This window comes from Arthrobacter phoenicis, assembly GCF_047238215.1.
Classification (GTDB): domain Bacteria; phylum Actinomycetota; class Actinomycetes; order Actinomycetales; family Micrococcaceae; genus Arthrobacter.
In genome coordinates, this window is record NZ_JBDFMK010000001.1 from 2,113,388 (window position 1) to 2,137,141 (window position 23,754).

Annotated in this window: 24 protein-coding genes; 12 read left to right on the forward strand and 12 right to left on the reverse strand. The window is 67.2% G+C overall.

From position 1 onward, the window contains the following. Window positions 1-179: 179 nt before the first annotated feature. Together ABC337_RS09890 and ABC337_RS09895 are read right to left on the reverse strand one after the other, a co-directional pair. Complete coding sequence (locus tag ABC337_RS09890) at window positions 180-602, reverse strand: universal stress protein (protein WP_412884111.1); 423 nt, start codon at window positions 600-602, stop codon at window positions 180-182. A gap of 76 nt (window positions 603-678) precedes the next feature. Then, on the reverse strand, window positions 679-1,338 hold the full coding sequence (locus ABC337_RS09895) for a GntR family transcriptional regulator (RefSeq protein ID WP_400160181.1): 660 nt from the start codon (window positions 1,336-1,338) through the stop codon (window positions 679-681). A gap of 312 nt (window positions 1,339-1,650) precedes the next feature. Between ABC337_RS09895 and ABC337_RS09900 the strand changes: the two genes are divergently transcribed. The 4 genes from ABC337_RS09900 to ABC337_RS09915 are packed head-to-tail and all read left to right on the forward strand — an operon-like array spanning window position 1,651 to window position 6,860. Continuing rightward, entirely contained in the window at window positions 1,651-2,796 is a 1,146-nt protein-coding gene (locus ABC337_RS09900; RefSeq protein ID WP_412884110.1) for a PrpF domain-containing protein, read from the forward strand. A gap of 38 nt (window positions 2,797-2,834) precedes the next feature. Beyond that, complete coding sequence (locus tag ABC337_RS09905; RefSeq protein ID WP_412884109.1) at window positions 2,835-3,932, forward strand: ABC transporter ATP-binding protein; 1,098 nt, start codon at window positions 2,835-2,837, stop codon at window positions 3,930-3,932. Continuing rightward, a complete protein-coding gene (locus tag ABC337_RS09910; RefSeq protein ID WP_412884108.1) occupies window positions 3,929-5,707 on the forward strand; it encodes an ABC transporter permease in 1,779 nt (592 codons plus the stop codon). Before ABC337_RS09905 ends, ABC337_RS09910 begins: the two co-directional genes overlap by 4 nt. Before the next feature lie 37 nt (window positions 5,708-5,744). Then, window positions 5,745-6,860: an ABC transporter substrate-binding protein gene (locus tag ABC337_RS09915; protein WP_412884107.1), complete on the forward strand. Its 1,116-nt coding sequence runs from the start codon at window positions 5,745-5,747 to the stop codon at window positions 6,858-6,860. Window positions 6,861-7,139: 279 nt separating this feature from the next. On the opposite strand, the gene ABC337_RS09920 is transcribed toward ABC337_RS09915, so the two are convergent. Genes ABC337_RS09920 through ABC337_RS09940 form a run of 5 tightly spaced genes read right to left on the reverse strand, consistent with a single transcriptional unit; the run spans window position 7,140 to window position 12,382 of the window. After that, on the reverse strand, window positions 7,140-8,336 hold the full coding sequence (locus ABC337_RS09920) for a M20 family metallopeptidase (RefSeq protein WP_412884106.1): 1,197 nt from the start codon (window positions 8,334-8,336) through the stop codon (window positions 7,140-7,142). Further along, on the reverse strand, window positions 8,333-9,349 hold the full coding sequence (locus tag ABC337_RS09925; RefSeq protein ID WP_412884105.1) for a ketopantoate reductase family protein: 1,017 nt from the start codon (window positions 9,347-9,349) through the stop codon (window positions 8,333-8,335). Before ABC337_RS09925 ends, ABC337_RS09920 begins: the two co-directional genes overlap by 4 nt. Continuing rightward, window positions 9,346-10,155, reverse strand: coding sequence for an SDR family NAD(P)-dependent oxidoreductase (locus tag ABC337_RS09930; RefSeq protein ID WP_412884104.1), 810 nt, complete (start codon window positions 10,153-10,155; stop codon window positions 9,346-9,348). The genes ABC337_RS09925 and ABC337_RS09930 overlap by 4 nt, the downstream gene beginning before the upstream one ends. Further along, the gene (locus tag ABC337_RS09935; protein WP_412884103.1) at window positions 10,152-11,465 is read right to left on the reverse strand and encodes an MFS transporter; all 1,314 of its coding nucleotides are present in this window, start codon (window positions 11,463-11,465) and stop codon (window positions 10,152-10,154) included. The genes ABC337_RS09930 and ABC337_RS09935 overlap by 4 nt, the downstream gene beginning before the upstream one ends. Further along, window positions 11,462-12,382, reverse strand: a complete 921-nt coding sequence (locus ABC337_RS09940) for a polysaccharide deacetylase family protein (RefSeq protein ID WP_412884102.1) — start codon at window positions 12,380-12,382, stop codon at window positions 11,462-11,464. Before ABC337_RS09940 ends, ABC337_RS09935 begins: the two co-directional genes overlap by 4 nt. A 259-nt stretch (window positions 12,383-12,641) precedes the next feature. Between ABC337_RS09940 and ABC337_RS09945 the strand changes: the two genes are divergently transcribed. Both ABC337_RS09945 and ABC337_RS09950 read left to right on the forward strand, forming a co-directional pair. Next, the gene (locus ABC337_RS09945) at window positions 12,642-13,676 is read left to right on the forward strand and encodes an Lrp/AsnC family transcriptional regulator (RefSeq protein ID WP_412884101.1); all 1,035 of its coding nucleotides are present in this window, start codon (window positions 12,642-12,644) and stop codon (window positions 13,674-13,676) included. Beyond that, window positions 13,673-14,389, forward strand: a complete 717-nt coding sequence (locus ABC337_RS09950) for a haloacid dehalogenase type II (RefSeq protein ID WP_412884100.1) — start codon at window positions 13,673-13,675, stop codon at window positions 14,387-14,389. Before ABC337_RS09945 ends, ABC337_RS09950 begins: the two co-directional genes overlap by 4 nt. Before the next feature lie 140 nt (window positions 14,390-14,529). On the opposite strand, the gene ABC337_RS09955 is transcribed toward ABC337_RS09950, so the two are convergent. Then, window positions 14,530-14,904: a hypothetical protein gene (locus tag ABC337_RS09955; protein WP_412884099.1), complete on the reverse strand. Its 375-nt coding sequence runs from the start codon at window positions 14,902-14,904 to the stop codon at window positions 14,530-14,532. A 22-nt stretch (window positions 14,905-14,926) separates the two neighbouring features. Between ABC337_RS09955 and ABC337_RS09960 the strand changes: the two genes are divergently transcribed. Further along, window positions 14,927-15,100, forward strand: coding sequence for a hypothetical protein (locus ABC337_RS09960; RefSeq protein WP_412884098.1), 174 nt, complete (start codon window positions 14,927-14,929; stop codon window positions 15,098-15,100). Between the two features lie 16 nt (window positions 15,101-15,116). On the opposite strand, the gene ABC337_RS09965 is transcribed toward ABC337_RS09960, so the two are convergent. The 4 genes from ABC337_RS09965 to ABC337_RS09980 all read right to left on the reverse strand — a co-directional run bounded on the left by ABC337_RS09965 (window position 15,117) and on the right by ABC337_RS09980 (window position 18,433). Beyond that, window positions 15,117-15,581 (reverse strand): phage tail protein, encoded by a 465-nt coding sequence (locus ABC337_RS09965; protein WP_412884097.1) that lies wholly within the window; start codon window positions 15,579-15,581, stop codon window positions 15,117-15,119. Between the two features lie 32 nt (window positions 15,582-15,613). Beyond that, window positions 15,614-16,819 carry a putative lipid II flippase FtsW gene (ftsW, locus tag ABC337_RS09970; RefSeq protein WP_412884096.1) on the reverse strand — a complete coding sequence of 402 codons (1,206 nt, stop codon included), beginning with the start codon at window positions 16,817-16,819 and terminating at the stop codon, window positions 15,614-15,616. Window positions 16,820-17,031: 212 nt separating this feature from the next. Further along, complete coding sequence (locus tag ABC337_RS09975) at window positions 17,032-17,733, reverse strand: SCO1664 family protein (protein WP_412884095.1); 702 nt, start codon at window positions 17,731-17,733, stop codon at window positions 17,032-17,034. A gap of 25 nt (window positions 17,734-17,758) precedes the next feature. Beyond that, window positions 17,759-18,433, reverse strand: coding sequence for an MSMEG_4193 family putative phosphomutase (locus ABC337_RS09980; RefSeq protein ID WP_412884094.1), 675 nt, complete (start codon window positions 18,431-18,433; stop codon window positions 17,759-17,761). 93 nt (window positions 18,434-18,526) lie between these two features. Here ABC337_RS09980 and ABC337_RS09985 point away from each other — a divergent pair, with 93 nt between their 5' ends. From ABC337_RS09985 to ABC337_RS10005, 5 genes are all read left to right on the forward strand, one after another. Continuing rightward, complete coding sequence (locus tag ABC337_RS09985; RefSeq protein ID WP_412884093.1) at window positions 18,527-19,915, forward strand: sigma 54-interacting transcriptional regulator; 1,389 nt, start codon at window positions 18,527-18,529, stop codon at window positions 19,913-19,915. Window positions 19,916-19,939: 24 nt separating this feature from the next. Continuing rightward, window positions 19,940-21,943: a vWA domain-containing protein gene (locus ABC337_RS09990; RefSeq protein WP_412884092.1), complete on the forward strand. Its 2,004-nt coding sequence runs from the start codon at window positions 19,940-19,942 to the stop codon at window positions 21,941-21,943. 24 nt (window positions 21,944-21,967) lie between these two features. Next, window positions 21,968-22,447, forward strand: coding sequence for a GNAT family N-acetyltransferase (locus ABC337_RS09995; protein ID WP_412893224.1), 480 nt, complete (start codon window positions 21,968-21,970; stop codon window positions 22,445-22,447). Between the two features lie 30 nt (window positions 22,448-22,477). Continuing rightward, on the forward strand, window positions 22,478-23,353 hold the full coding sequence (locus ABC337_RS10000; RefSeq protein ID WP_412893225.1) for an aminoglycoside phosphotransferase family protein: 876 nt from the start codon (window positions 22,478-22,480) through the stop codon (window positions 23,351-23,353). A 62-nt stretch (window positions 23,354-23,415) separates the two neighbouring features. Next, window positions 23,416-23,739: a YciI family protein gene (locus ABC337_RS10005; protein WP_412884089.1), complete on the forward strand. Its 324-nt coding sequence runs from the start codon at window positions 23,416-23,418 to the stop codon at window positions 23,737-23,739. The last annotated feature ends 15 nt before the right edge of the window (window positions 23,740-23,754 follow it).

Here is a 23,754-nt window from a genome sequence, read left to right on the forward strand (position 1 = left end):
AATGTATACAACAGGATGCAATTCAACAAGAGGTGGTCCACAGTGTTGCGGGGGAGTGGCGTTGGAAGCCCGGAACGCAGCAGGGAGCCCGGCGGTGGACTGAATTAGTCCAGCCCGGCCGGGCTCCCTGCTTGATGCGCTGCGCCCGCGAGGGGCGCGGGGCTAGTTTTCGTTGAGCTCTAGTTGGTCTTCGCGATGTACACGTCGCACGGGGCGTTGTGCGCCACCGTGTTGGCCACACTGCCCAGGACGCGGCCCAGGCCCTGCATGCGCCGGTTGCCCACCACGATCACCTTCGCCTCGAGGCGCTCGGCCTCGCTGATGAGCACCTCGTGCGGCTTGCCGCGGGCTGCGGTGTAGGTGGTGCTCACGCCGGAGGCGCCGAGCAGGGCCGCCACGCGCTGGGCCACCTTGTGGGCCTGCTCCGAGTCGGAGACGGTCCAGTCCTCGCCCGCGATCTCCACCACCTCGGTCTTGTCGCTGGCGTACGCGGTGACCACGTTGAGCGTGGTGCCCATGGCCTGGGCCAGGTCCGCCGCGGTGCGTGCTGCCTTCATGGCTGTTTCTGATCCGTCGACGCCGACGATGACAATGCCTGACACTGGTCGATCTCCTTCGTTAGTCACTCATGGCTGTGCTCCCGGATGCCCGTCGGGCACCGGGTGACGTGCAGGGGTCTTACGGCGCAGGGATCTCCTGGGCGTCGATGTACATCTCGATGCGGATGTTCTTGGCCACTTCCAGGTGGGCGCTGGCGATCTTGCCGGCGCGTTCCGCGTCCCGGTCCCGGATGGCGGCGACGAGTTCCTCGTGTTCCTTCAGTACCTGGCTCCAGCGGGCCGGGGTGGACAGCGTGGTGCCGGGGTAGCGGATGAAGTGGACCAGGATGCGGTCCAGCAGATCCAGCAGGGCGGCGCTGTGGCTCGCGGCCCAGATGCGCTCGTGGAAGGTGCGGTTCACGGCGGCGAGCTGCGCCGCGGTGGCCTCCTCGAACTTCAGGTCCACCATGCTCTGGTGGGCTCGCTCGATCAGCATGAGGTCCATGTCCGTGTGGCGCAGCGCGGCCGTCTTCGCCGCGGCCTCCTCCAGGAAGGAACGCACCTCGTACAGGTCCAGCATCTCCTCGGGCCGGTACTCCCGGACCTGCATGCGGGAGCCGATCCGCTCCACCAGGCCCTCGGTTTCCAGCCGGCGCAGGGCCTCGCGGATGGGGGTGCGGGAGACGTTGTACTTCTTGGCCAGGGCGGTCTCCACCAGCTGGGCCTTGGGCGGGAGCTCCTGGGCAATGATCGCGTTGCGGATCATCAAGTACGGGCTCATCAGGGCCGGATTGCTCATCGCTGGTCTCTTCCTCGTGGCAGCAACGGTGTGAACATCAGGCGGGCCTGATGCAACTCACCATACAGTCGAAGGCCATTTTAACACACGGTATACAGCTGATCCTTTTCGTGAACACCTGCTCGCATCCCGGGCGAGACGCCCGTCACATTTCGGTAACGGGTGTGTGCCAACACACTTTTTTGTTGCTCGCTTCTTGCAAACGGTATACATTCGACCAAAAGCGAGGACAGTTTCTTAAAACTGTACCGAAAGCGCTTCAAAGATCGACCGGTACCAACGACGGTACGCAGGCACCATTGAGGAGACACCATGACCAGCCCCACCGGCACGGTCCAACTGGGGGAATCGGACTCCCCACGAACGTCAGTCATTCAGGTCCCGGCCGCCCTGGTTCGCGGCGGGACCAGCAAGTGCTGGATCTTCCGCCAGAGCGACCTGCCAGCGGACACCGCGGACATCGAACGCCTGCTGATCCGCACCTTCGGCTCCCCGGACCTCCGCCAGATCGACGGCGTCGGCGGCGCGTCCTCCACCACCAGCAAGGCGATCATCGTGGACGACCTCGGCTCGGCAGACGGCGTGGTGAACTACCGCTTCGCGCAGGTGGCCATCGACAAGCCCTCCGTGGAGTGGGACAGCAACTGCGGCAACTGCGCCACCGGCCTGGGCCTGTACGCGCTGCACGCCCGGCTGGTGCCCCCGGCCGACGGCGTCTCCCGCGTCACGATCGTCAACACGGTCACCGGGCTGAGCCTGGTCTGCGAGGTCCCCACCCCCGGCGGCGAGGTCCCCACCTACGGCTCGCGGCAGATCCCGGGCCAGTACTATCCGGGCGTCCCCGTGGACATCATCTTCGAGAGCAGCAGCTGGACCAGCTTCGAGACGGAAATGCCCACCGGCCACGCCGTCGATGAGGTCACCGTCCAGGGCCGCACCTTCCACGCCACGCTGATCGACGCCGGTGCCCCGGCGGCGATCTTCGATCCGCGCGACTTCGGCTTCACCGGCCGGGAGGACGCGGACGAGCTGGAGGAACTGGTGGCCCTGGCACCGGAGCTGCGCGCCGCCGCCGCCAAGGTCATGGGCATCCCCAGCCACCTGACCTCCATCCCGAAGGTGGGGATCGTGGGCCCGCCGCCGGCGGGGGAGACCGGCGTCTCCGCGCGGATGATCTCGATGGGCGCCCTGCACCCGGCGATCGGACTCACCAGCGCCGTCGCCATCGCCGCCGCCTCCGGGCGCGCCGGCTCCATCGTCGCCAACGCCGCCGTCGGCACCTCCGGCACCTCCGGCAACGCCGACAACACAGACAACGACGGCGGGGACACCCTGGCGATCCACCTCCTCAACGGCGCCACCAGGACCGCCCTGGACGCGCCTGTTCCCAGCAAGGTCGCCTTCCAGCGGTCGGCCCGGGTCATCAGCGAAGGAACCGTGCTCGTCCCCGGCGACTGACCGGGCGGCAGGCTAACCACCATTCACAAGGACGTGTCATGAAAATCAGCATCCAGAATCTGCAGCTCAAATACGGTGACTTCGTCGCCATCGAAAACCTCAACCTCGAGATCGGCGACGGCGAGGCCCTGGTCCTGCTGGGCCAGTCCGGCTGCGGCAAGACCAGCACCATGCGCTGCCTCGCCGGGCTGGAGGAGCCCAGCTCCGGCCGGATCATCATCGACGACGTCGTGGTGTTCGACTCCGAAAAGGGCATCAACCTGCCGCCGAACAAGCGCAACGTGGGCATGGTCTTCCAGTCCTACGCCGTCTGGCCGCACATGACCGTCTTCCAGAACGTGGCCTACTCCCTGAAGCTGCAGAAGCTCTCCAAGTCCGAAACCCGGGACCGGGTGATGGAGGTCCTGACCCTGGTGGGCCTGGAGAAGTTCGCGGACCGCGGCGCCAGCCTCCTCAGCGGCGGGCAGATGCAGCGCGTGGCCCTGGCCCGCAGCCTGGTGATGCGCCCCAGCGTCCTGATGCTCGACGAGCCGCTCTCCAACCTGGACGCCCGGCTCCGTGACCGGCTCCGCGTGGAACTCCGCGAGATCCAGCTCCGACTGGGCCTGACCTGCGTCTACGTCACCCACGCCCAGCACGAGGCCTTCGCCCTGGCGGACCGGATCGCCCTGCTGCAGGGCGGCAAGATCGTCCAGATCGGCGGCCCCCGAGAGATGTACGAGACCCCGGCCAGCGCCTCGATCGCCCACTTCCTCGGCGTCTCCAACGTCATGGACTGCGAGGCGGTGCCCGCCCCGGACGGCTCCGCCACCGCCAAGGTGACCGACCACGGGCTCACCATCCACTCCGCCCAGCGCGCCGCCACGGCCCCGCAGCAGATGAAGGTCTGCATGCGCGCCGAGGACCTGCAGCTCTCCGCCCAGCCCACCGCGGCCGCCAACGCCTGGAAGGGCAAGGTCCGCGTCGCCGGCTTCCAGGGCAACGACGTCCGCTACGCCGTGGAGCTCGACGGCGGCCTGGAACTGGACGCGCTGGGCACCATCAAGCGCGGCGAACAGCACGAGGTGGGCGACTCCGTCTGGGTCAGCATCGATCCCGCCCAGGTCCAGATCCTCCCGGCGGAGGTGCTGGTATGAGCCTCAAGACCCCGCTGGCGGATCCCGCCGTCGCGGCTTCCCCCGTCCCCGCATCCTCCCGCGGCGGCACCAAGGCCCTCGGGAACCTGCGCAAGAGCACCCCCGCCATGATCATCATCGCGATCCTGTCCGTCCTGGTGCTCCTGCCGCTGGCCCTGGTGCTGCTCGCAGCGTTCTCCGACGCCGTGCCCCGGCCCGGCAACATTTCCCTGGGCGGCCTGACCCTGGACAACCTGATGCTCCTGGCCAGCCCGGAGGCCCTGGGTGCGCTCGGCAACTCGCTCATGGTGGGTGCCGGATCCGCCGTCGTCGCCCTGGTGATCGGCGCGTTCCTGGCCTTCGTCTGCGCCCGCACGGATGCGCCGATGCGCAAGTTCATCTTCTTCATCGGCATGGCCCCCATGTTCATCCCCGCCCTGGTGGGTGCGCTGGCCTGGTCGCTGCTGTCCTCCCCGAGCGCCGGCTACCTGAACATCCTGCTCCGCGACCTCGGCATCGACTTCGTCATCAACATCTACAGCCTTCCCGGCCTGATCTTCGTCCTCGGCATCTTCTACGCCCCGTACGCGTTCCTGCTGATGCACAGCTCCCTGTCGATGATGAACGCCGACCTCGAGGAGGCCGCCACCGTCCACGGCGCCACCCTGAAGACCATGCTCCGCACCGTCACCCTGCCGCTGGCCCTGCCGGCCGTGCTGGGTTCGGCAATCCTGGTCTTCGCCCTGACCATGGAGAACTTCCCGGTGGCCCAGGTGATCGGCAACCCCGCCGGCATCGACACGTTGCCCACCTACATCTACCGCCTGATGAGCGCGACGCCGGCCAAGAGCAACCAGGCCGCCAGCATCGCGATCGTCCTGACCGCGGCCCTGCTGGTCATCACCGTGATCCAGCAGCGCATCATCAACAAGCGCAAGTTCACCACCGTCACCGGCAAGGGCAACCGTCCCCGCCAGGTGCCGCTGCGGAAGCTGCGCTGGCCGTTCACCATCCTGGCCCTGGCGTACTTCGCCGTCGCCGTCGTCCTGCCGATGCTCGCGCTGCTGGCCGCCTCCATGCAGGCCACCCCGTTCGTCGCCTCCATCTCCCAGCTCTTCGAGACCGGGGCCATGAGCTTCGCCAAGCTGGCCGACGTGCTGGCCTCGCACGACTTCCAGCTGGCGCTGCGCAACAGCGTGATGGTGGCGCTGCTGGCCGCGATCGCCGGCACCACGCTCAGCTTCATTGCCTCCTACGTCCGCTACCGGACCAAGACCCGCGGCGGCCAGCTGATCGAACTGATCGCCATGACCCCGCTGGCGGTCCCCGCGATCGTCATGGGCATCGGCCTGCTGTGGACCTGGCTGCTGCTGCCGGTCCCGGTCTACGGCACCCTGCTGATCCTGGCGATCGCCTGCGTGGCCGTGTTCCTGCCGCAGGGCTACCGGGGCATCTCGGCGTCGATGCTGCAGATGGACCAGGACCTGGAGGACAGCGCCGTCATGCTCGGCGCCCGCCGCTCCAAGGCGATCGTGAACGTGACCCTGCCGCTGATGCGGGTGGGCATCACGTCCTCATTCCTGCTGTTCCTGATGCTCTCGATGCGTGAACTGAGCGCCTCGATCTTCCTGTTCACCTCGAACACCCGGATCCTCTCGATCCTGGTCTTCGACAACTTCGACAACGGCCAGAGCCAGTCGGCCGCGGCCGTCAGCGTCCTGTACATCGTCGTGATCGCGGTGCTGGCGGTGATCGCCCAGAAGGTGGGCGCCGACCGCAAGCTCGAGACCAAGTAACGCTTCCCACACCACACCATTTGAAAGGGTCTAAACAATGAAGTTAGCGTCCAAAATCCCCCTGCTCGGCCTCGGCGTCGTCCTCTCCCTGAGCATGGCTGCCTGCGGCGGCGCCGCCGCGAGCAACAGCGTGGTCACCGCCACGGCAGAGGTCAAGACCGACGACGGGCTGGTGATCAACGGCGAGAACATCGCGGACAAGGCCACCTATGACAAGGCCAAGACCCAGACCCTGAGCCTCTACTCCGGCTACACCGAATCTTCCGAGAGCGCCCTGGTGGCCGCCTTCACCAAGGACACCGGTATTAAGGTCAACGTGGTCCGCCTGACCCCGAACAAGCTGGCCGAGCGCGTCCAGTCCGAACAGGGTGCCGGCAAGCTGGGCGCCGACGTCATCCGCACCTCCGACTACCGGATCGCCAAGACCCTGGAGGACGCCAAGGTCTGGAAGGCCTACGACGTGCCGGGCGCTTCGCAGTTCAAGGACGTCTCGGTCGACGGCGGGCAGTTCACCCGCATGTTCAACTCCGTCTACACGCTGGGCTACAACACCCAGCTGGTCAAGGATGCGGACGCCCCGAAGTCCTGGAACGACGCCGTCAGCGGCAAGTGGCAGGGCAAGCTGGGGATCGTCCAGGGCGGCTCCGGCGGCAGCACCGCCTCCCTGAACCGCTTCATGGAATCGAAGCTGGGCGCTGACTACTTCGCCAAGTACGCCGCGCAGAAGCCCACCATCTACGACTCCCTGGGCGCCGAGGCCACCGCGCTGGCCCGCGGTGAGGTGGCGGTGGGAACCGTGACCATCAGCGGCACCAACATCTCCGCCGTGCAGGACAAGGCTCCGGTGAAGTTCATCGTCCCGGACGAGGGCCTGGTGGCGTACGACTACTACCTGGGCATGGCCGGGTCCGCCACGAACGTTGAGGCGGCCAAGGTGTTCATGAACTACAACCTGTCCAAGCAGGGCCAGAAGGTTTTCGCACAGCTGGGCGAATACCCGGCCCGCACCGACGTTGAGCCGCCCACCATCATGGGCATCAAGCTGCCGGCCGCCGACTCCGGCAAGGTCTACCGCATGGCCAACACCGACGCGATCAGCTTCGGCAAGGACGACCTGGCCAAGTGGAACAAGGTCTTCGGCTACAGCAAGTAACCCGCAAGCTGCCCGGGCCGTCACCGGCCCGGGCAACGAACCGCAGTGGGGCGGCGAATGATGGTCACCGGGACCATCGCCTATTCGCAACGTGCGCCGCCCCGCTGCGGCTTCTTTATGCCGTTTGTTCGGTGTCCGCCGCCGGTAACTAGCCGCTGGTTGCGAGCAGAGGCCGGCGCGGTTGCGCGCCCCCGAAGGCCGCCCCAAACGACAAACCCGGGCGGGTACCCGGAGGTGCCCGCCCGGGTTTGTCTCCGGGATCGTTCAGGTTCGTCGGACTTATGCCCCCACGGTGACGTCGTCCCGCAAATCGGCGATGGCTTTCTCGTGGAGAGCCGTGAGCAGCCCGGCCGCGAGACTGGTTCGCTCAAGCATGCCCTCGATGCTGACCCATTCGTGGCGCGCGTGCGCACCGTCGCCCACGGCTCCAAGTCCGTCGAGTACAGGTAGCCCCAGGGCCGCGGCGAAGTTGCCGTCGCTGGCGCCGCCGACCGAAGTTTCCGTCAGCGCAAAGCCAAGGCGGGCGGCCACCTCTTCAGCCGTTGCGTATAAGCTCCCCGTTTCGGCGGAGCGGGGCATGACGGGACGGTTCCAGCCACCAGAGACCTCCACGGAGGCCTTTGGGCTGCGCGGGGTCAGACCTTCCAGCGTCGCGGTGATTCGCCCGGCCTCATCTTCGGACGTCACCCTGACGTCGAGGTCGGCTGTTGCAGATCCGGCCTTGACGTTGGTCCGCGTCCCGCCCTCCACAAGTCCGACGTTGACGGTGGTTCCCTTGGCCAGGTCCGTGGCGGCGTGCAGCTGCACGATCACGTGCGCTATTTCGTCGATGGCGCTGGCGCCCACTTCCGGGTCCAGCCCGGCGTGGGCTTCTCGTCCGGTCGCGGTAACCCGGAAGATTCCCACGCCCTTCCGAGCCGTCTTCAGTGCGCCTGCGGCGCTGGCCTCGAACACCAGGACAGCGCTGCCTCGCGCGGCTTCCCTCTCGATGACAGGCCGCGACGCAGGGCTTCCCACCTCCTCATCCCCGTTGAGTACCAGCCTGAGGTTGGGGCGGGGCAGGCCCAGCTCGGCTCCGGCACGGAGGGCCCACACCAGCTGCACTAGGCCGGCCTTCATGTCGAAGGCGCCGGGTCCGCTGAAGTGGTCCCCGTCCACGGTCGGGGGCCAGTCGCGCAGCGTGCCGGCGGACCAGACGGTGTCGTAGTGGCAGAGGGCGGTAATCCAGCCCTCCCCGCCGACGTTGGAAGGGTAATCGAGCACGACGCTGTCGCCCCAGTCCCCGCCGTCGATGTGGCGCCGGGCGGCGGGGGTGCCGATGCGGCTGGCAATCCATTCCTCCACCCAGGCCAGACCCGCTGACAGCAGCGCCTTGTCATCCGATGGGGTCTCCAGGGCGACGTAGGCCGTCAGGTCTTCGAGGAGGGCAGCACGGTGTGCGGCTACCCAGTCTGGCAGTTGTTCAATCGCGGTCATCGGGTGGCCTTCCGGTCAAGAGCGGTGAGGTGTTCCTCGTCCATGGCGATGGCACCCGTTTCGAGCTGCGTGATGAGCGAGACCAGGTCCTTAATCAAAGGCACGTCGAGCTGGTGTTTGGCGGCCATTTCCAAGACCGGGCGGTACTGGGTGGGCACCTCGGTGGGGCGTTTGCGCACCGCAATGTCGCGCCAGATGCCGGAGCGGGTCTTGGTCTGGGTGGAGAGCCATTTGACGAGGTCGTCCGTGGCCTCGGCATTCCGGCCGGCGTCGGCGCCGCGGGTGTAGCAGGAAGGGTCGAACGCATCGAACCCCTCCAGGGTGATGCCCTCGGCCGCGGCCACTTCGAAAACCTCCGCGGCGAGTTCGTTCATCGCAGGCCGGTGTCGATCGATCAGCTCACTCATGTCGGCGTCGGCCAGTGCCGTGGCGGTGAGCATGGCCCCGAACCCGAGTTTGGCCCAGAGGTAACCGGCCACGTTGTCAGTGACCGCCGGTGTGCCCCAGTGGCGCAGGTCGTGGGCCAGTTGCCGCACCCGGTCGCTGGTGCCGCCGGCGTACTCGCCGAGCGCCATGGCGCCGATGCCGCCGTCGTTGATGACACCCGGTTCGAGGACGTCGGCGAAGAGATCAACAAAGGCGATCACAGTCCGGTCGGCCCCGACATGCCGGGCGATGGTGGCCTCGTTGAGGCCGTTCTGCAGGGAGGCGATGTAGCCGGTGCTGCTGAGCCGGGGGGCTATCCAGGCCGCGGCGCTGTCGGTGGCCTGGGCTTTGACCGCCAGCAGGACGCGGTCCAGGGCGGCGGGGGCATCGTCCAGGCCGTAGCAGGGAACGTCCGCGGCCAGGGTCCCGGACGGACTCTTGATCTGGAGTCCGTTCTCGCGGATGGCCGCGACGTGCAGGGGATCGGCGTCAACCAACTGGACCGGGACGCCCTGTGCGTGGAGGTGGGCGGCCAGCGTGCCGCCGATCGCTCCGGCGCCGACCACTGTGTATGGGTTTTCCGTCATGAAGATACTTTCGTGTTATTGCCGTCGGGGGCCGCCGTGTTGGCGGGCCAGTGCAACGGCAGGTTCATGGCGCCGGCGGACGAGCCGCCGTCGACGCGCAGGGTCTCGCCCGTGATCCATTCGGCCTCGGGTCCGGCCAACCAGACGACGGCGCGGGCAATGTCGTCGGGTTCGCCGCGGCGCCCCAGCGGGTTGCCGGACACGGCGGCGGCGTATTCCTCCGTCACCGGGTTGGCGTCGCTGTTGACCGTCACGAAGCCGGGCGCGACCGCATTGACGCGGATGCCGTGAGGGCCCAATTCCAAAGCCGAGGCCCGCGTCGCCATTTCAAGCGCGGCTTTGGACGTGGAGTAGGGCGCGGCGCCGGGACGGGCCCGCAGGGCCGCGCCCGAGGAGATGTTGACGACGCTGGCACCTCTTCCGGCGTCGATGGCCCGCTGAGCGAGGGCAACGGTGGCCAGGAGGGGAGCGCGGGTGTTGAGGTTCAGCACCGCGTCCCAGATGGCGGCGTCAAGGGACAGGAAGGGAGTTGCCGGATAGATCCCTGCGGAGTTGACCAGGACATCCACCGGAGCGTCCGCCCAGGCACGGGCGACCATGTCCCCCGGACCGCTGGGAGTTGCGAGGTCCGCCGTCAGGCTATTCACCTCCTGCGCCCCGGCCGCCCGGCACTCCTCCTCGACGGCGGCCAGGGCCTCCGGCTTGACGTCCACCAGCGTGATTCGGAAGCCAAGTCCCGCGAAGCGGTGCGCCACTTGGCGGCCGATGCCGCTTCCTGCCCCGGTGATCAGTGCGTGCCGGCTCAATCGAGAGCCTTGCCTTTAGTCTCAGGCATGGTCAGGTACACGGCCACGCCGATTGCTGCGGCGATCGCGCAGTAGAGCCACACGAATCCGCCGTAGCCGCTCGTGTTCATCCAGGTGGTGATGTACGGGGCGGTGCCGCCGAAAACTGCTACTGCGAGGGCGTAGGGCAGACCGATGCCGGTCGCCCGGACCTCGGCCGGGAACTGCTCGGCCATGATGACAGCGCAGTTGGCGGAGTAGCCCAGGAGCAGGATGATGCCGATGACCTCGATGAGCAGCAGCATCCAGAAGTTACCGTTCAGCAGGGCGAAGGCCGGCCATGAGAACAGCAGGAATCCGGCAGCGAAGGCCGTCATGGTGGGTTTGCGGCCGATCTTGTCAGACAGCAGTCCCGCGAAGGGAAGCAGGATCAGGAACAAGCCGACGGCGATGAAGTTCGCGAGGAGTGCCTGGCTCAGTGGGATGCCCGTTGAGACTGCCGCGTACGTGGGCATGTATGAGACCCACATGTAGTAGAGCAAGGTGCCGGCGATGGTCACGCCGAACACGCGCAGGGTGGCTTTGGGGTGCTTGACGAACATGGTGAAGACCGAATTGCGGCGAGTTTCGCCGGCCGCCTCTGAGCGGCTCTTGGAGTTGACGAACGATTCGGTTTCCTCAACGGAGGAACGCAGCCACAGACCCACCAGGCCGAGGAGTGCGGCGACGATAAAGGCGAGCCGCCATCCCCAGCTGTCCAATGCGTCCTTGGACAGGGTGCTGGTGATGATCGCGCCCATACCGGAAGCGAGCAGGACACCGGCGCCAACCGACACCTGCTGCCAAGAGCCGGCAAAGGCACGTCGGCGGGGTGCTGCCGATTCGACCAGGAATGCCGAAGAGGAGCCGAACTCTCCGCCGGCGGCGAAGCCCTGGACCATACGGGCAATCACCAGGATGATCGGCGACAGGATGCCGACGGTGTCGTACGTGGGGGCGATACCGATCAGGGCGGTGGCCCCGGCCATCAGGCCGATGGTGAGAACCAGGCCCTTCTTCCGCCCGTGGTGATCCGCGTAGGCGCCCATGATCGCGGCTCCGACGGGCCGCATCACGAACCCGACGGCGAAAATGGCGAGCGTAGCCAAGAGGGCCGCGATGGGATCGCCCTTGGGAAAGAAATGATGGGCGAACACAGATGAGAAAGTCGTGTAGACGGCCCAGTCCACCCACTCGACGGCGTTACCGATGCTTCCGGCGACAATTGCCCTGCGGCCCTGCGGCGAGAGTTTGGTGGCGTGGACCCCGTCCACGGTCAGTTGCTGTGTCATGAGGTGATCGTCCTTGTGGTGAGCCGGGAGGCAACATGGGCTGCCAAATCCGCGTGGGTGGTGATCCACACATCGTCGTGGGATCGGATGTGGTCCATCAGTTCAGCCAGGATCATCAGGCGGGACCGGTGCCCGATGATGTGAGGGTGCATGGTGAGCTGGAAGACTCCACCCTCCGCGTAGGCCGCGTCGAACTCGTCCTTCCAGATTTGGAGGAGCTGGCGGGGCGGCATGTAGGGGCGCAGCCCGGTGAAACGGTCCATCATCAGGTACGGTGCGTCATCCCTGATCCACTCCACCGGGATCTCGATGATGCCCGTCTGGGCGCCATCCGCCAGGATTTCGTAGGGCTCGTCGTCTGCCATTAGCGACGAGTCGTAAATGAACCCCAACTCGCGGATGACATCGAGGGTGGAGTCCGAAAAGTCCCATGACGGCGTCCGGATGCCGACTGGCCGGATGCCAGCCTGATGGTGCAGCACGTCGGTGGCACGTCCCAGCAGATCGAGTTCCTGCTCGTGGGTGAGCAACGTGTTCCGTTCGTGGATCCAGCCATGCACTGCTACCTCGTGGCCCTGCTCCACATAGGCCGGGACTTCATCGGGTCGAAGGAGCGCGCAGACGGCCGGGATGTAGAACGACGCCGGTGATTCGTAACGGCGGAGTAGCTCCAGGATGCGGGGCACCCCTGCTCGGGCTCCGTACTCTCCTTGCGCCATCCGTCCCGGCGACGTTTCGCCGTCGCGAAGCGAAGGCGTCTCGTGGTCGGAGTCGAAGGACAGCAGGACTGCAGCCCTCGCCCCGTTCTTCCAGCGTTCGGCCGGGTCTGGGTGAATGAGGGATTGCCCGGCACGGACGCGGTTGACGTGGCCTCGCCACTCCGACTCGGGCCATTGCCACGACTGGGCGTTGTTCACAAGCGCTCCTTTGTTTTTGAAGATGCGGAGTTTCGGCGGGGACTTAGAAGCGAAGTTGTCCGGGTCGAAGGGTTTGAGAGTGATGCACGTCTCAGGCTTCCAACCTAGAGCAGATCGTTTGTCTGGGCAATAGACTTTGAGAAAATCGTTCACGCAGAGCATCTCTGTTGGTTTTTTCATAGCGACCAGTGATCGCCCGGCGGTAACCTATAGTCGTGACAGCGCATTAACGACGACGGCGGAGGCCACCATTCCACTCATGGACGAGACGGACCTGGACATCATCGCGGCCCTGCAGGTGGCCCCTAGAGTCCCGGCGAATGCGTTGGCGGACATCCTCTCCGTACCCACCAGCACCATCACGCGAAGACTGAACCGACTGCAGAACGATCGTCTGTTGAAGGTGATTGGGAGGTACGCCTGGCCATTGATCCTGTCCGGAAACCCACAGCAGCTATGGATAAATTGCGAGCCGGGCAGATCCGGTGAGGTGGCCGATCGGCTCCGAGCGTTTCCGGACGTTCAAGTGGTCATGACCACCTCGGGGTCGGGCGACATTTACGCGGATATCTTCCCGTTGCTTGGGACCGATATCAATGGACTGCTCAGCAACGAAATCCCGTCATTGCCCGGTATCAGGTCGGTCGAAAGCCGGTTGGTCTTGGATTCGCGGCGGGTGGGGCAAAGCTGGCGTATTCCGCGCCTGACCGCCAGGCAGAATGAGGACCTGCAGGCGCATGTGGTGCCGGTCAGCCTTCCTCCTCTGGAGTCCCTGGCGGAGTTGACGGACCTTGAGTTCGGCACAATGTGCGAATTGGGACGCAACGCCAGAGCTTCAGCCGCGGAGGTAGCTCGCACTCTGAACGTCAGCAGCTCGTCGGCGTACCGGGCCATTCAAATGCTGCTGGGGACGGGGGCCATCTCTCCGCGGGTTGAGGTTGAACCGGCCGCCGTTGGGTTTCCGCTCACCGCTGTCGTCTCCCTTCAGGTAAAACCGAAGTTCATCTCCCAGGTGCTGGACAAGCTCGGCGAGCACGGATCAGCCCGCATGGTCAGCATGGTGACGGGCAGGGCTCCCGTGGTCTTCCACGGCGTCTTCAAGGATGCAAAGAGTCTGGGAGATTTCATCACCGAGGACATCGGGGCTCTCCCCGGCATCCAATCGATGGACACGCGGGTGGCAACCAGAATTACGAGGCGGTACTGGATGGACCGTGAGGGGCCCTATATTGGCGAGCAAGTGGAGGGACTCCTTAGGAGAAGCGCATCGCGCCCGTCCGTGAAGAAGGCATGATGCCCCGCGAGCCCTACAAAGCGCTCCTGTTTGATGTCCAGGGCACGCTCACGGATTTTCGGACCACCCTGCTGGACCACGGCCGGAACGTCCTGGGCGGCAGGGCCGCGGAGCTCGAGTGGCTGTCGATGGTGGATGAGTGGCGGGCGGCCTACCGAACGGCTGTGGCGGAGCTGTCCGGGGCGGGGCAGTGGCGGTCGGTCCGTTCCATCTACGCCGACGGGCTGGCGGAGATCGTTCGACGGCGCGGGCTCGAGGATGTGGTGACGGCCGAAGAGATCGCTCTCCTCACGGACGGGTGGGAGCAGTTGCGGCCCTGGCCGGACGCGGCCGCGGGACTGCGGCGGTTACGGCGGTCGCACCTCGTCGCAGCGCTGTCCAACGCCGACCTCTCCGCCGTCGTCTCAACCTCACGAACGTGCGGCTTCGACTGGGATGCGATCTTCTCCGCGCAGCAGTTCCGCGCTTTCAAGCCCCACGAGTCGACCTACCTGGGTGCGGCGGGCCTGTTGGGCGTGGACCCGGCGCAGATCCTCATGGTGGCCTCGCACCGGTATGACCTGGACGCCGCCGCGGCATTGGGTCTGGGGACGGCGTTCGTCTACCGGCCCGATGAATACGGGCCGGGCGGAAACGCGGATCGGGCGTCGGCCGGGGACTACGACGTCGTGGTGGAATCGATCGAGGAGCTCGCCGGGGCGCTAAGGGCCTGAGCCGTATCTAGCCCTTCAGTACTCGCCCTTGATGACGAAGTACGAGCCGCGGATGCTGCTCCGCGGCGGTCTGATCATTGACCGAGCGGCTGGCGGCCGCCCGGTCAACGGTCAGATGCCTCCCATGAACTGGCAGTCAGCTATGCTGCGGCGGATTTGTTGTACCGGCCATTGCGGCGCAGCCAAAAATAAAGCACGATCGAGGCGCCAACGGACAGCAAGGGAACAGCCCACAGCGCGGAAGCCGAACCACGCATCAGGACGGCACAGGCAACGACGGTAGCCGCCCCAATGCCTACGCCCGGTGACGCAGTCGAAAGGCTGCCTACGACATCTTTCCTGAACTGTCCGTGCACGGACGTCAAGATGACGATGGCCGTCAGGAGCGCCAGTGACGCCCCGAGGAGAATGAACCCCTCAGCAAGGCCGATGATAGCGACTCCGGCTGCGAAAAAAATGCTGAGAAGAACCCAGTAAGAGTCTCTTGCTGGACCTTTTGGATTTTTTTGGTTCATTGATTCGATCCTAACAACCGCGGTGGCCTCGCACCGGTATGACCTCGATGCCGCCGCGGCTCTGGGCCTGGGGACGGCCTTCGTCTCCTGGCCCGATGAATACGGGCCAGGCGGGCACGCGGACCAGGCGTCCGACGGCGACTACGACGTCGTCGTCGAATCGATCGAGGACCTCGCCGGGACGCTCGGGGACTGAGGTTAATGAGCGCCCCCTAGTACTCGCCCTTGATCACGAAGTACGAGCCGCGGATGGTGCCGGCCAGCTTGGACTTCTGCCGGGCGAACTTGAACTTGTCCGCCAGTTCCTCCGGGACCTCCATGCCGTCCGAGAGCTTGAACCCCACGGCCCGTTTCCCGCCGTCCTCGATGCTGTACATGACGTTGATGGACAGGCCCGATTCGTAGAAGACGTAGTCCATCCGCAGCCCGTCCACCTCGAACCTGGTCGCCTCCAGCGGCCGGGACCCGATCACCAGGTCCCGCTCCTCCTTGAGGATCCGGGCCACCCGGTCCACGGTGTCCCGGGCGTCCGCGGCCGGGCTGACGGTGAAGGCGTGGCTGTACTTGGTGTTGTAGTAGCGGGCCTCGTTGGCGCGCAACCCGGCCAGTGACTCCGCCACGGGGGAGGATTCGAGTCCGACGGTGGACACGTCCTTGAAGTCGACGACGTACGGCATGGGTTTCCTCCCTGGTTTGTCCTGTAGTGGGACTAGGGTAGCGCGGACGGCTCCCGGACCTTCTGGGGAGACCGGGTGACGGCGAGGATCATGCCGATGCCGGCGAGGGAGGACACCATCGCGGAGCCGCCGTAGGAGATGAACGGCAGGGGCACGCCGATCACCGGGAGCAGCCCGCTGACCATCGCGATGTTGATGACGGCCTGTCCGATGATCCAGGTGACGACGCTGCAGGAGAGCGCCCGGGCGAAGGTCCCCTCGGTCCGGGCGATGGTCTTGAAGATCGCGACGGCGAGCACGGCGAAGAGTGCCAGCACCAGCAATGTCCCGGCGAACCCGAGTTCCTCACCCAGGATGGTGAAGATGAAGTCGTTGTGCGCCTCCGGGATCCAGTTCCACTTCTGCCGGCTCTGGCCCAGCCCGGCGCCGAACCAGCCACCGGAGGCCAGCGCGTACTGACCGTTCAGCGCCTGATACCCGAGCCCCTGGGAGTCATCGGCGGAGCCGCCCCCGAGCCAGGACGAGATTCGGCCCATGCGGTTGCCGCTGGTGGCGGCGAGGATCAGCGCCGCGAAGGCAGAGATCGACCCCGCCACCCAGATCACCTTCATCGGGACGGCGCCGTAGTACAGGGTGGCGGCGAGGATGAGCATGACGATCATGGTGGTGCCGAGGTCATGGCCAAGGGCGACGAGTCCCATGATGATGCCTCCCACAGGCAGCAAAGGGACGACGGCGTGTTTCCACTGGCCGAGGAGCTTCTGCTTGCGGGTCAGGATGTCGGCGGCCCAGACGATCAGCGCGAGCTTGGCGAACTCAGATGGCTGCGCGGTGAAGCCGCCCACGCTGAGCCAGTTGCGGTTGCCGTTGACAGTCATGCCCAGCGGGGTGAACACCAGAACGAGGGAGAGGACGGCGGTGATGAGCATGGGCCAGGCAAGCTTCCGGATGTGGTGCTCCCGGAGCCCGGCCAGGAACAGCATGAGCACGATCCCGGCGATGGTCCACATGCCCTGTTTCAACGGCAGGTCGTAGGGGTTGGCGCCGGCGGCGACGGATTCCACGGAGGAAGCGGAGGCCACCTCTACCAGCCCGATGGCGGCGAGCGTCAGCACCACGGCCAGGATAATGGGACGCTGCCGGTCCGAGGGGTCATCCCCGATCCAGGTGCGGATCCGGCCGGGTTCCCGCCGCGCGCGGGCCGGACGCGGTTGGGGTGTCCTGATGAGGGTGCCCATCGCTGTTCTCCTTGATTCGTGCCGACAGTACGGGCGCTCGCGGGTATCCGCTGGCGCGCTCCCGCTGATCCGTGCCGGAACGGCAGACTATCCGCCCGGCGCCGCCCCCGACGTCGAACGCGCCGTCGAGCGGGAAATTCCCCGGCTTCTACCAGCGACGCCAGTCTTCGTTCACGGCTATTCCGGGCGACGGCCTGCGCGGTGGCCCGGCGCTAAACCAGCGGCCAGGGGTACCGCATGCCGGTGCGGTCCACCGGCAGGGACTCGGCGAGCATCATCCGCTGGACGCGGCGCTGCAGGGCGGTGACCTCGTCGTCGTCGAGTAATTCCGCCAGCTCGGCCGGGACGGCCTCGGCCAGCGGGGCGATGTCCGCCAGCAACTTCTCCGGGATGGGTTCGCCGGCGAAGTCCCAGATCACCGTGCGGAGCTTGAACACGGCCGAGAAGCAGAGCCCGTGGTCGATGCCCCAGATCCGGCCGTCGTCGCCGCGGAGCACGTGGCCGCTCTTGCGGTCCGTGTTGTTGGCGACGAAGTCGAACAGGGCCATCCGTGCCAGTTCGGGATGCGTCTCCGGGGCATCCTCGAACAGGGTGAAGTAATGGTGCTGGAAGTCGCACTCGATGAACCACTGCAGCGAACCGACGCCCAGGGGCGCGTCCTCCCGGGTCACGGTGTGCGGGATGAACCCCCAGCCCAGCCACTCGCTCAGCAGGTAGGCGGCACGCTCGCGCTTATAGAGTCCGGGGTCGAAGTCGGAGAGCGGCCGTTCGCCCGACTCCGGCTTGTACACGGCGAAGCCCACCTCCTCGCCGAGGGATACCTGCACCAGGAACGTCTGGTTGCTGCTGCGCGGGATGACTCCCACCAGTTCGATGCTGCCCTCGGTCAGCAGGGTCAGTTCGCGGCCGGCCACGGTTCCACCCGCCCGGGAGTTTCGATCATTCCGGCCTCAGCCCGCTCAGCGGCTCCGCCGTCGAATTCACCATCAGCACCGCCGGGTCCTGCCCGTTCGTGTAAGAGATCGCGGACACCGACCCCGGGCTGATGTAGATGCGCTGGAACAGATCCAGCGGGGTGCCCAGGGCATGGGCGACGGCGGCCTTGATGGGGTCCGCGTGCGAGAAGCAGACCACCACGCCGCCGGCATGGGCATCCCGTGCCCGCTCCATGGCGACGACAATCCGGGCCTGCATCTCCGGGAAGCTCTCGCCGTCCGGGAAGCGGAACTGGGACGGGCTGTGCTGCACCGTCTGCCACTCCGGCAGGGCCGCCAAATCCGAGATCGCCGAGCCGGTCCAGCCGCCGAAGTCGCACTCCAGCAGTCCCTCCTCGGCGGTGACGGCCAGGCCGGTGCGTGCCGCCGTCGGCTCCGCCGTTTCCTGTGCCCGCTCCATCGGCGAGGAGTAGAGCGCGTCCACCCGCAACCCGGCGAGCCGCTCCGCGACGCGTTCGGCCTGTTCCCGGCCGCGGTCCGAGAGGTGCAGCCCCGGCGCCCGGCCGGGAAGGACGCTGCCGGTGGTGGGCGTCTGCCCGTGCCGCACCAGCAGCAGGATCGTCGCCGGACGCGCCGGTGCCGGGGAAGTGGGGGCGTTGTCTGCGGTTGCGGTAGCCATCGCTACCAACCCTAACTTCCCGGCCGGGGGAAGCGCCGAGGTTTCTCAGGAAATCCCTCGATTACGCCCCGGGTGCAGGTCTACGGTGGAGGAGTGAGTGAACGCCCCGAGATCTACACCGTTGGTGAACTGCGCGCCTCCGGCCACGTCCAGAAGGACCTGCGCCGCGAGATCCGAGACAACCTGCTGGCAGCGCTCGCCGCCGGCCGGGACCCCTGGCCCGGCATGTTCGGTTTCAGCCGCACCGTCCTGCCGCAGCTCGAACGCGCCCTGCTGGCCGGGCACGACGTCGTCCTCCTCGGCGAACGCGGCCAGGGCAAGACACGCCTGCTGCGCACCCTCGCCGGGCTGCTGGACGAGTGGTCGCCGGTCATCGAGGACTCCGAGCTGAACGAACACCCCTACGAACCCATCACCGAGCACTCCCGCGCCCTGGCGCTCACCGAGGGGGACCGGCTGCGGGTGGCATGGCGGCACCGCTCGGAGCGCTACGTGGAGAAGCTCGCGACGCCGGACACCTCCGTGGCGGATCTAATCGGCGACGTCGACCCGATGCGGGTGGCCGAGGGCCGCCGCCTGGGCGACCCGGAAACCATCCACTACGGCCTGATCCCGCGCTCAAACCGCGGCATCATCGCCATCAACGAACTCCCCGACCTGGCCGAACGGATCCAGGTGTCCATGCTCAACGTCATGGAGGAACGGGACATCCAGATCCGCGGCTACGTGCTCCGGCTACCGCTGGACGTGCTGGTAGTGGCCTCCGCCAACCCGGAGGACTACACCAACCGCGGCCGCATCATCACCCCGCTGCGGGACCGCTTCGGCGCCGAAATCCGCACCCACTACCCGATTGAACTCGAGGATGAGGTGGCCGTCATCGAACAGGAGGGCCACCTCGTGGCCGCCGTCCCGCCGGTCATCCTGGAGATCCTGGGCCGCTACACCCGCGCGCTGCGGCAGTCCCCGGCGGTCAACCAGACCTCCGGCGTCTCCGCCCGGTTCGCCATCGCCGGTGCCGAAACGGTGGCCGCCGCCGCCCTGCGCCGGGCCAGCGTCCGCGGGGAGGACAACGCCGTCGCCCGGATCATCGACCTGGAGGCGGCCGTGGACGTCCTGGCCGGCAAGATCGAGTTTGAATCCGGCGAGGAGGGCCGGGAACAGGACATCCTGGACCACCTGCTGCGGATGGCCACCGCCGAGACCGTCCGGGCGCACCTGCACGGCATCGACCTCGGCCCGCTGGTCACCGCCCTCGACGGGTCCTCGACCGTGACCACCGGACAGCTGGTCACCGCCAAGGAGTTCCTGGAAGGCCTGCCCTCACTCAACGGCTCCCGGCTCTACGACGAGGTCGGGGAGCGGCTCGGCGCCGACAACGACGGCCAGCGCGCCGCCGCCGTCGAACTGGCCCTCGAAGGCCTCTACCTCGCCCGCCGGATCTCCAAGGACTCCGACGACGAAGCCACCATCTACGGGTAATTCCGTCCTGACAGGGGAGGCGCGATGAGCGCTCATAACCGCTCGCGTTACGGCCGCTACGCCGGCGGGCCGGATCCGCTGGCGCCCCCGGTGGACCTGACCGAGGCCCTGGACGCCGTGGCCGAGGACGTCATGGCCGGGTACTCGCCCCGGCGCGCCCTGCAGGAGTACCTGCGCCGCGGCGGCAGGAACCGGGACGGCCTGGACGAACTCGCCGGCCGCATCCAGCAGCGGCGCAAGGACCTGCTGGGCCGGCACAAGCTGGACGGGACGCTGGAGGAGGTCCGGGAGCTGCTGGACACCGCCGTGCTGGAGGAACGCAAACAGCTGGCCCGCGACGTCCGAATGGACGACACGGACCGGGCCTTCCGGGACATGCAGATGCAAAACCTGCCCGCCTCCACGGCCGCCGCGGTCAACGAACTCTCCTCCTACGACTGGCAGTCCAGCACCGCGCGGGAGGCCTACGAGCAGATCAAGGACCTGCTGGGCCGGGAAGCGCTGGAACAGCGCTTCGCCGGCATGAAGCAGGCGCTCGAGGGCGCCACGGACGAGGACCGCGCCGCCGTCGCCGCCATGCTGGGTGACCTCAACGAACTCCTGGACAAGCACCGCCGCGGCGAGGACACGGACCAGGACTTCCAGGACTTCATGGCCAGTCACGGCGACTTCTTCCCGGAGAACCCGCAGTCCGTCGAGGAACTGATAGACGCCCTCGCCAAGCGCGCCGCCGCAGGGCAGCGGATGATGCGCTCCATGACCGCCGAGCAGCGCGCGGAACTGATGCAGCTCTCCGCCCAGGCGTTCGGTTCCCCGGAGTTAATGGCACAGCTGGGCCAACTCGACGCCAACCTCCAGGCGCTGCGCCCCGGCGAGGACTGGTCCGGGTCCGAGCGCTTCGAGGGCGAGGAAGGGCTGGGGCTGGGCGACGGCACCGGGGTGCTTCAGGACCTCGCCGAGCTGGACGAACTGGCCGACCAGCTCTCCCAGTCCTACAACGGGTCCAGCCTGGACGACGTGGACCTGGACGCCCTGGCCCGGCAGCTGGGGCAGGACGCCGCCGTCTCCGCCCGGACGTTGGCGGAGATCGAAAAGGCCATGCACGACGGCGGGTTCCTGCGCCGCGGTGCCGACGGCGACCTCAGCCTGTCCCCGCAGGCGATGCGCCGGCTGGGCCGCTCCCTGCTGCGGGACACCGCGAAGCAACTCTCCGGCCGGCAGGGCCGGCGGGAGACCCGGGCGGCCGGTGCGGCGGGGGAGCAGACCGGGTCCAGCCGTCCCTGGCAGTTCGGCGACGCCGAGCCGTGGGATGTCACCCGGACCATCACCAACGCCATCCGCCGCACGATCGGCGACGGCGGCGACCCGCGCCACGGGCTGCGCCTGGCCGTTGACGACATCGAGATCACGGAGACCGAGGCCCGCACCCAGGCCGCCGTCGCCCTCCTGGTGGATGTTTCCTTCTCGATGGCCGCCGAGGGCCGCTGGGTGCCGATGAAGCGGACCGCCCTGGCCCTGCACCATCTGGTCTCCACGAGGTTCCGCGGCGACCGGCTGCAGCTGATCAGCTTCGGCCGGTACGCCCAAACCATGGACATCGGCGAGCTCACCGCCCTGCCGGCGCTGCGGGAACAGGGCACCAACCTGCACCACGGGCTGCTGCTGGCCGGCCGGTTCTTCCGCAAGCACCCCTCCATGCAGCCGGTGCTGCTGGTGGTCACCGACGGCGAACCCACCGCCCACCTGGAGGCCGACGGCGAGTCCTGGTTCAACTGGCCGCCGGACGCCGAAACCATCCGGCTGACCGTGGCGGAGCTGGACCGGCTGGGCCGCGGCGGGGTGCAGGCGACATTTTTCCGGCTGGGCGAGGACCCGGGCCTGGAACGGTTCGTGGCCCGGATGGCCCGCCGGGTGGAGGGCCGTGTGGTGGCACCGGACACCGGGGACCTGGGCGCCGCCGTCGTCGGCGAATACCTCCGCGCGCACTTCCGCGGCCGGCCTTTCAATGAGGAGGACTGGGCGACGTAGGGCCCTCACTACCCGGTGAATGACATGACTTCCGACGATGTTGCGGGCGGCCCGGCGCCGCGGCGGGCGGCACCGGACGACGCCGCCGCCGTTGCCCGGTTGCTCCATGACTTCAACACCGAGTTCTCGGCGCCGACGCCCGGCACCCAGGAGCTGGAATCACGATTGACGCAACTGCTGGCGGGCGACGATGTGGTGGTCCTGCTGACCGGCGACCCAGCGAGCGGGGTTGCCGTGCTAAGTTTTCGGCCCAACGTCTGGTACCGGGGGCCGGTCGCGATCCTCGACGAGCTCTACGTCCGGCCTGACCTCCGCGGCCACCGCTTGGGCAGCGCACTCCTGGACGCGGCCCTGGATCTGGTGCGGGGCCGGGGCGGCGAACTCCTCGAGATCAACGTGGATGGCGAGGACACCGATGCGCGCCGCTTCTATGAGGCCCACGGGTTCATCAGCACGGAAGCGGGCCGGGCAGACCCGATGCTTTACTACTATCGCGAGCTTTGAAGCGGAAGAAGGGTCCCCTGAATGGCGGTCATGCCAAGAGCCACGCTGGAAGTAGATGCCGCCGTCGTCCGTTCCCTGCTCCGCGCCCAACGTCCCGACCTCGCCGACCTCTCCTTGGTCCGGAACGCCCATGGCTGGGACAACGTGACATTCCGCCTCGGGGGCGATCTGGCCGTCCGATTGCCCCGCCGTGCCAAAGCCGTGCCGCTGATCCTGCATGAGCAGCTGTACCTGCCCGGAATCGCCAGGCGCTCGCCGGTTCCGGTGCCGGTCCCGGTCCACGCCGGCCGGCCGACGGCGGACTTTCCGTGGCCGTGGAGCATCGTGCGGTGGATTCCCGGCACCCCGGCGGCCGATGCCGCGGTACCCGATCGCGGACCGGCCGCCGATGGCCTTGCGGCGTTCCTCCGGTCCCTTCACAGTCCAGCCGGTGCCGGAGTCCCGGTGAACCCCGTCCGCGGTGTGCCGCTGACACAACGTGATGCAGCAGTTCGGGAGCGGCTCCAGGACAAGGAACGCTATCCCCGGGCGGCGGAACTGGAAGCAGTCTGGGCGGCGGCCTGCGCGGCCCGCGCATGGGACGGTCCCGCGATGATGCTGCACGGTGACCTTCACCCGGCTAACATCCTCCTCGACGCTTCCGGCTCGCTGACCGGCGTGATCGATTTTGGCGATGTCGGCGCCGGGGATCCGGCCGTGGATCTTGCCGCCGGGTGGTTGATGTTCGACGCCTGCGCCCGTCGGCGCTTCCGTGACGCCCTTGGCCCGTCCGCTGGCAAGGAAATGTGGACGCGGGCGCGTGGCTGGGCCCTCGTGTTATCCACTGCCATGGTCAGCACGTCAGACGATAATCGGCGCATGTTCTCCGTGGGCGCCTTCGGGATCGAACAGATCTTGGACGGCTGATCCGGTCCGGCCAAATCCTCAGCCAGAATTGAGTTGCCCACTACCACAGGAGAAGATGCGAGATGCAGTATTTGCTGTCCGTGATCCACGACGAGCGTGAGCTCGCCCCCTCGGAGGAGATGGCGGCCATCGACGACTTCAACGACCGCCTGCAGGCCGACGGGCACTGGGTCTTTGCCGGCGGCCTCGGCTTTCCCGACACGGCCACCGTCGTCGACAACCGGGGCGCCGCTCCGATGATGACTGACGGCCCGTTCGTGGAGAGCAAGGAGTTCCTGGCGGGTTTCTGGATTATCGAGGCCCCAGACCTCGACGCGGCGCTCAAGCTCGCCGCCGAGGGATCCAAGGCCTGCAACCGCAAGGTAGAGGTGCGGCCGTTCCTGTGAGTGGACCGGCGCCCG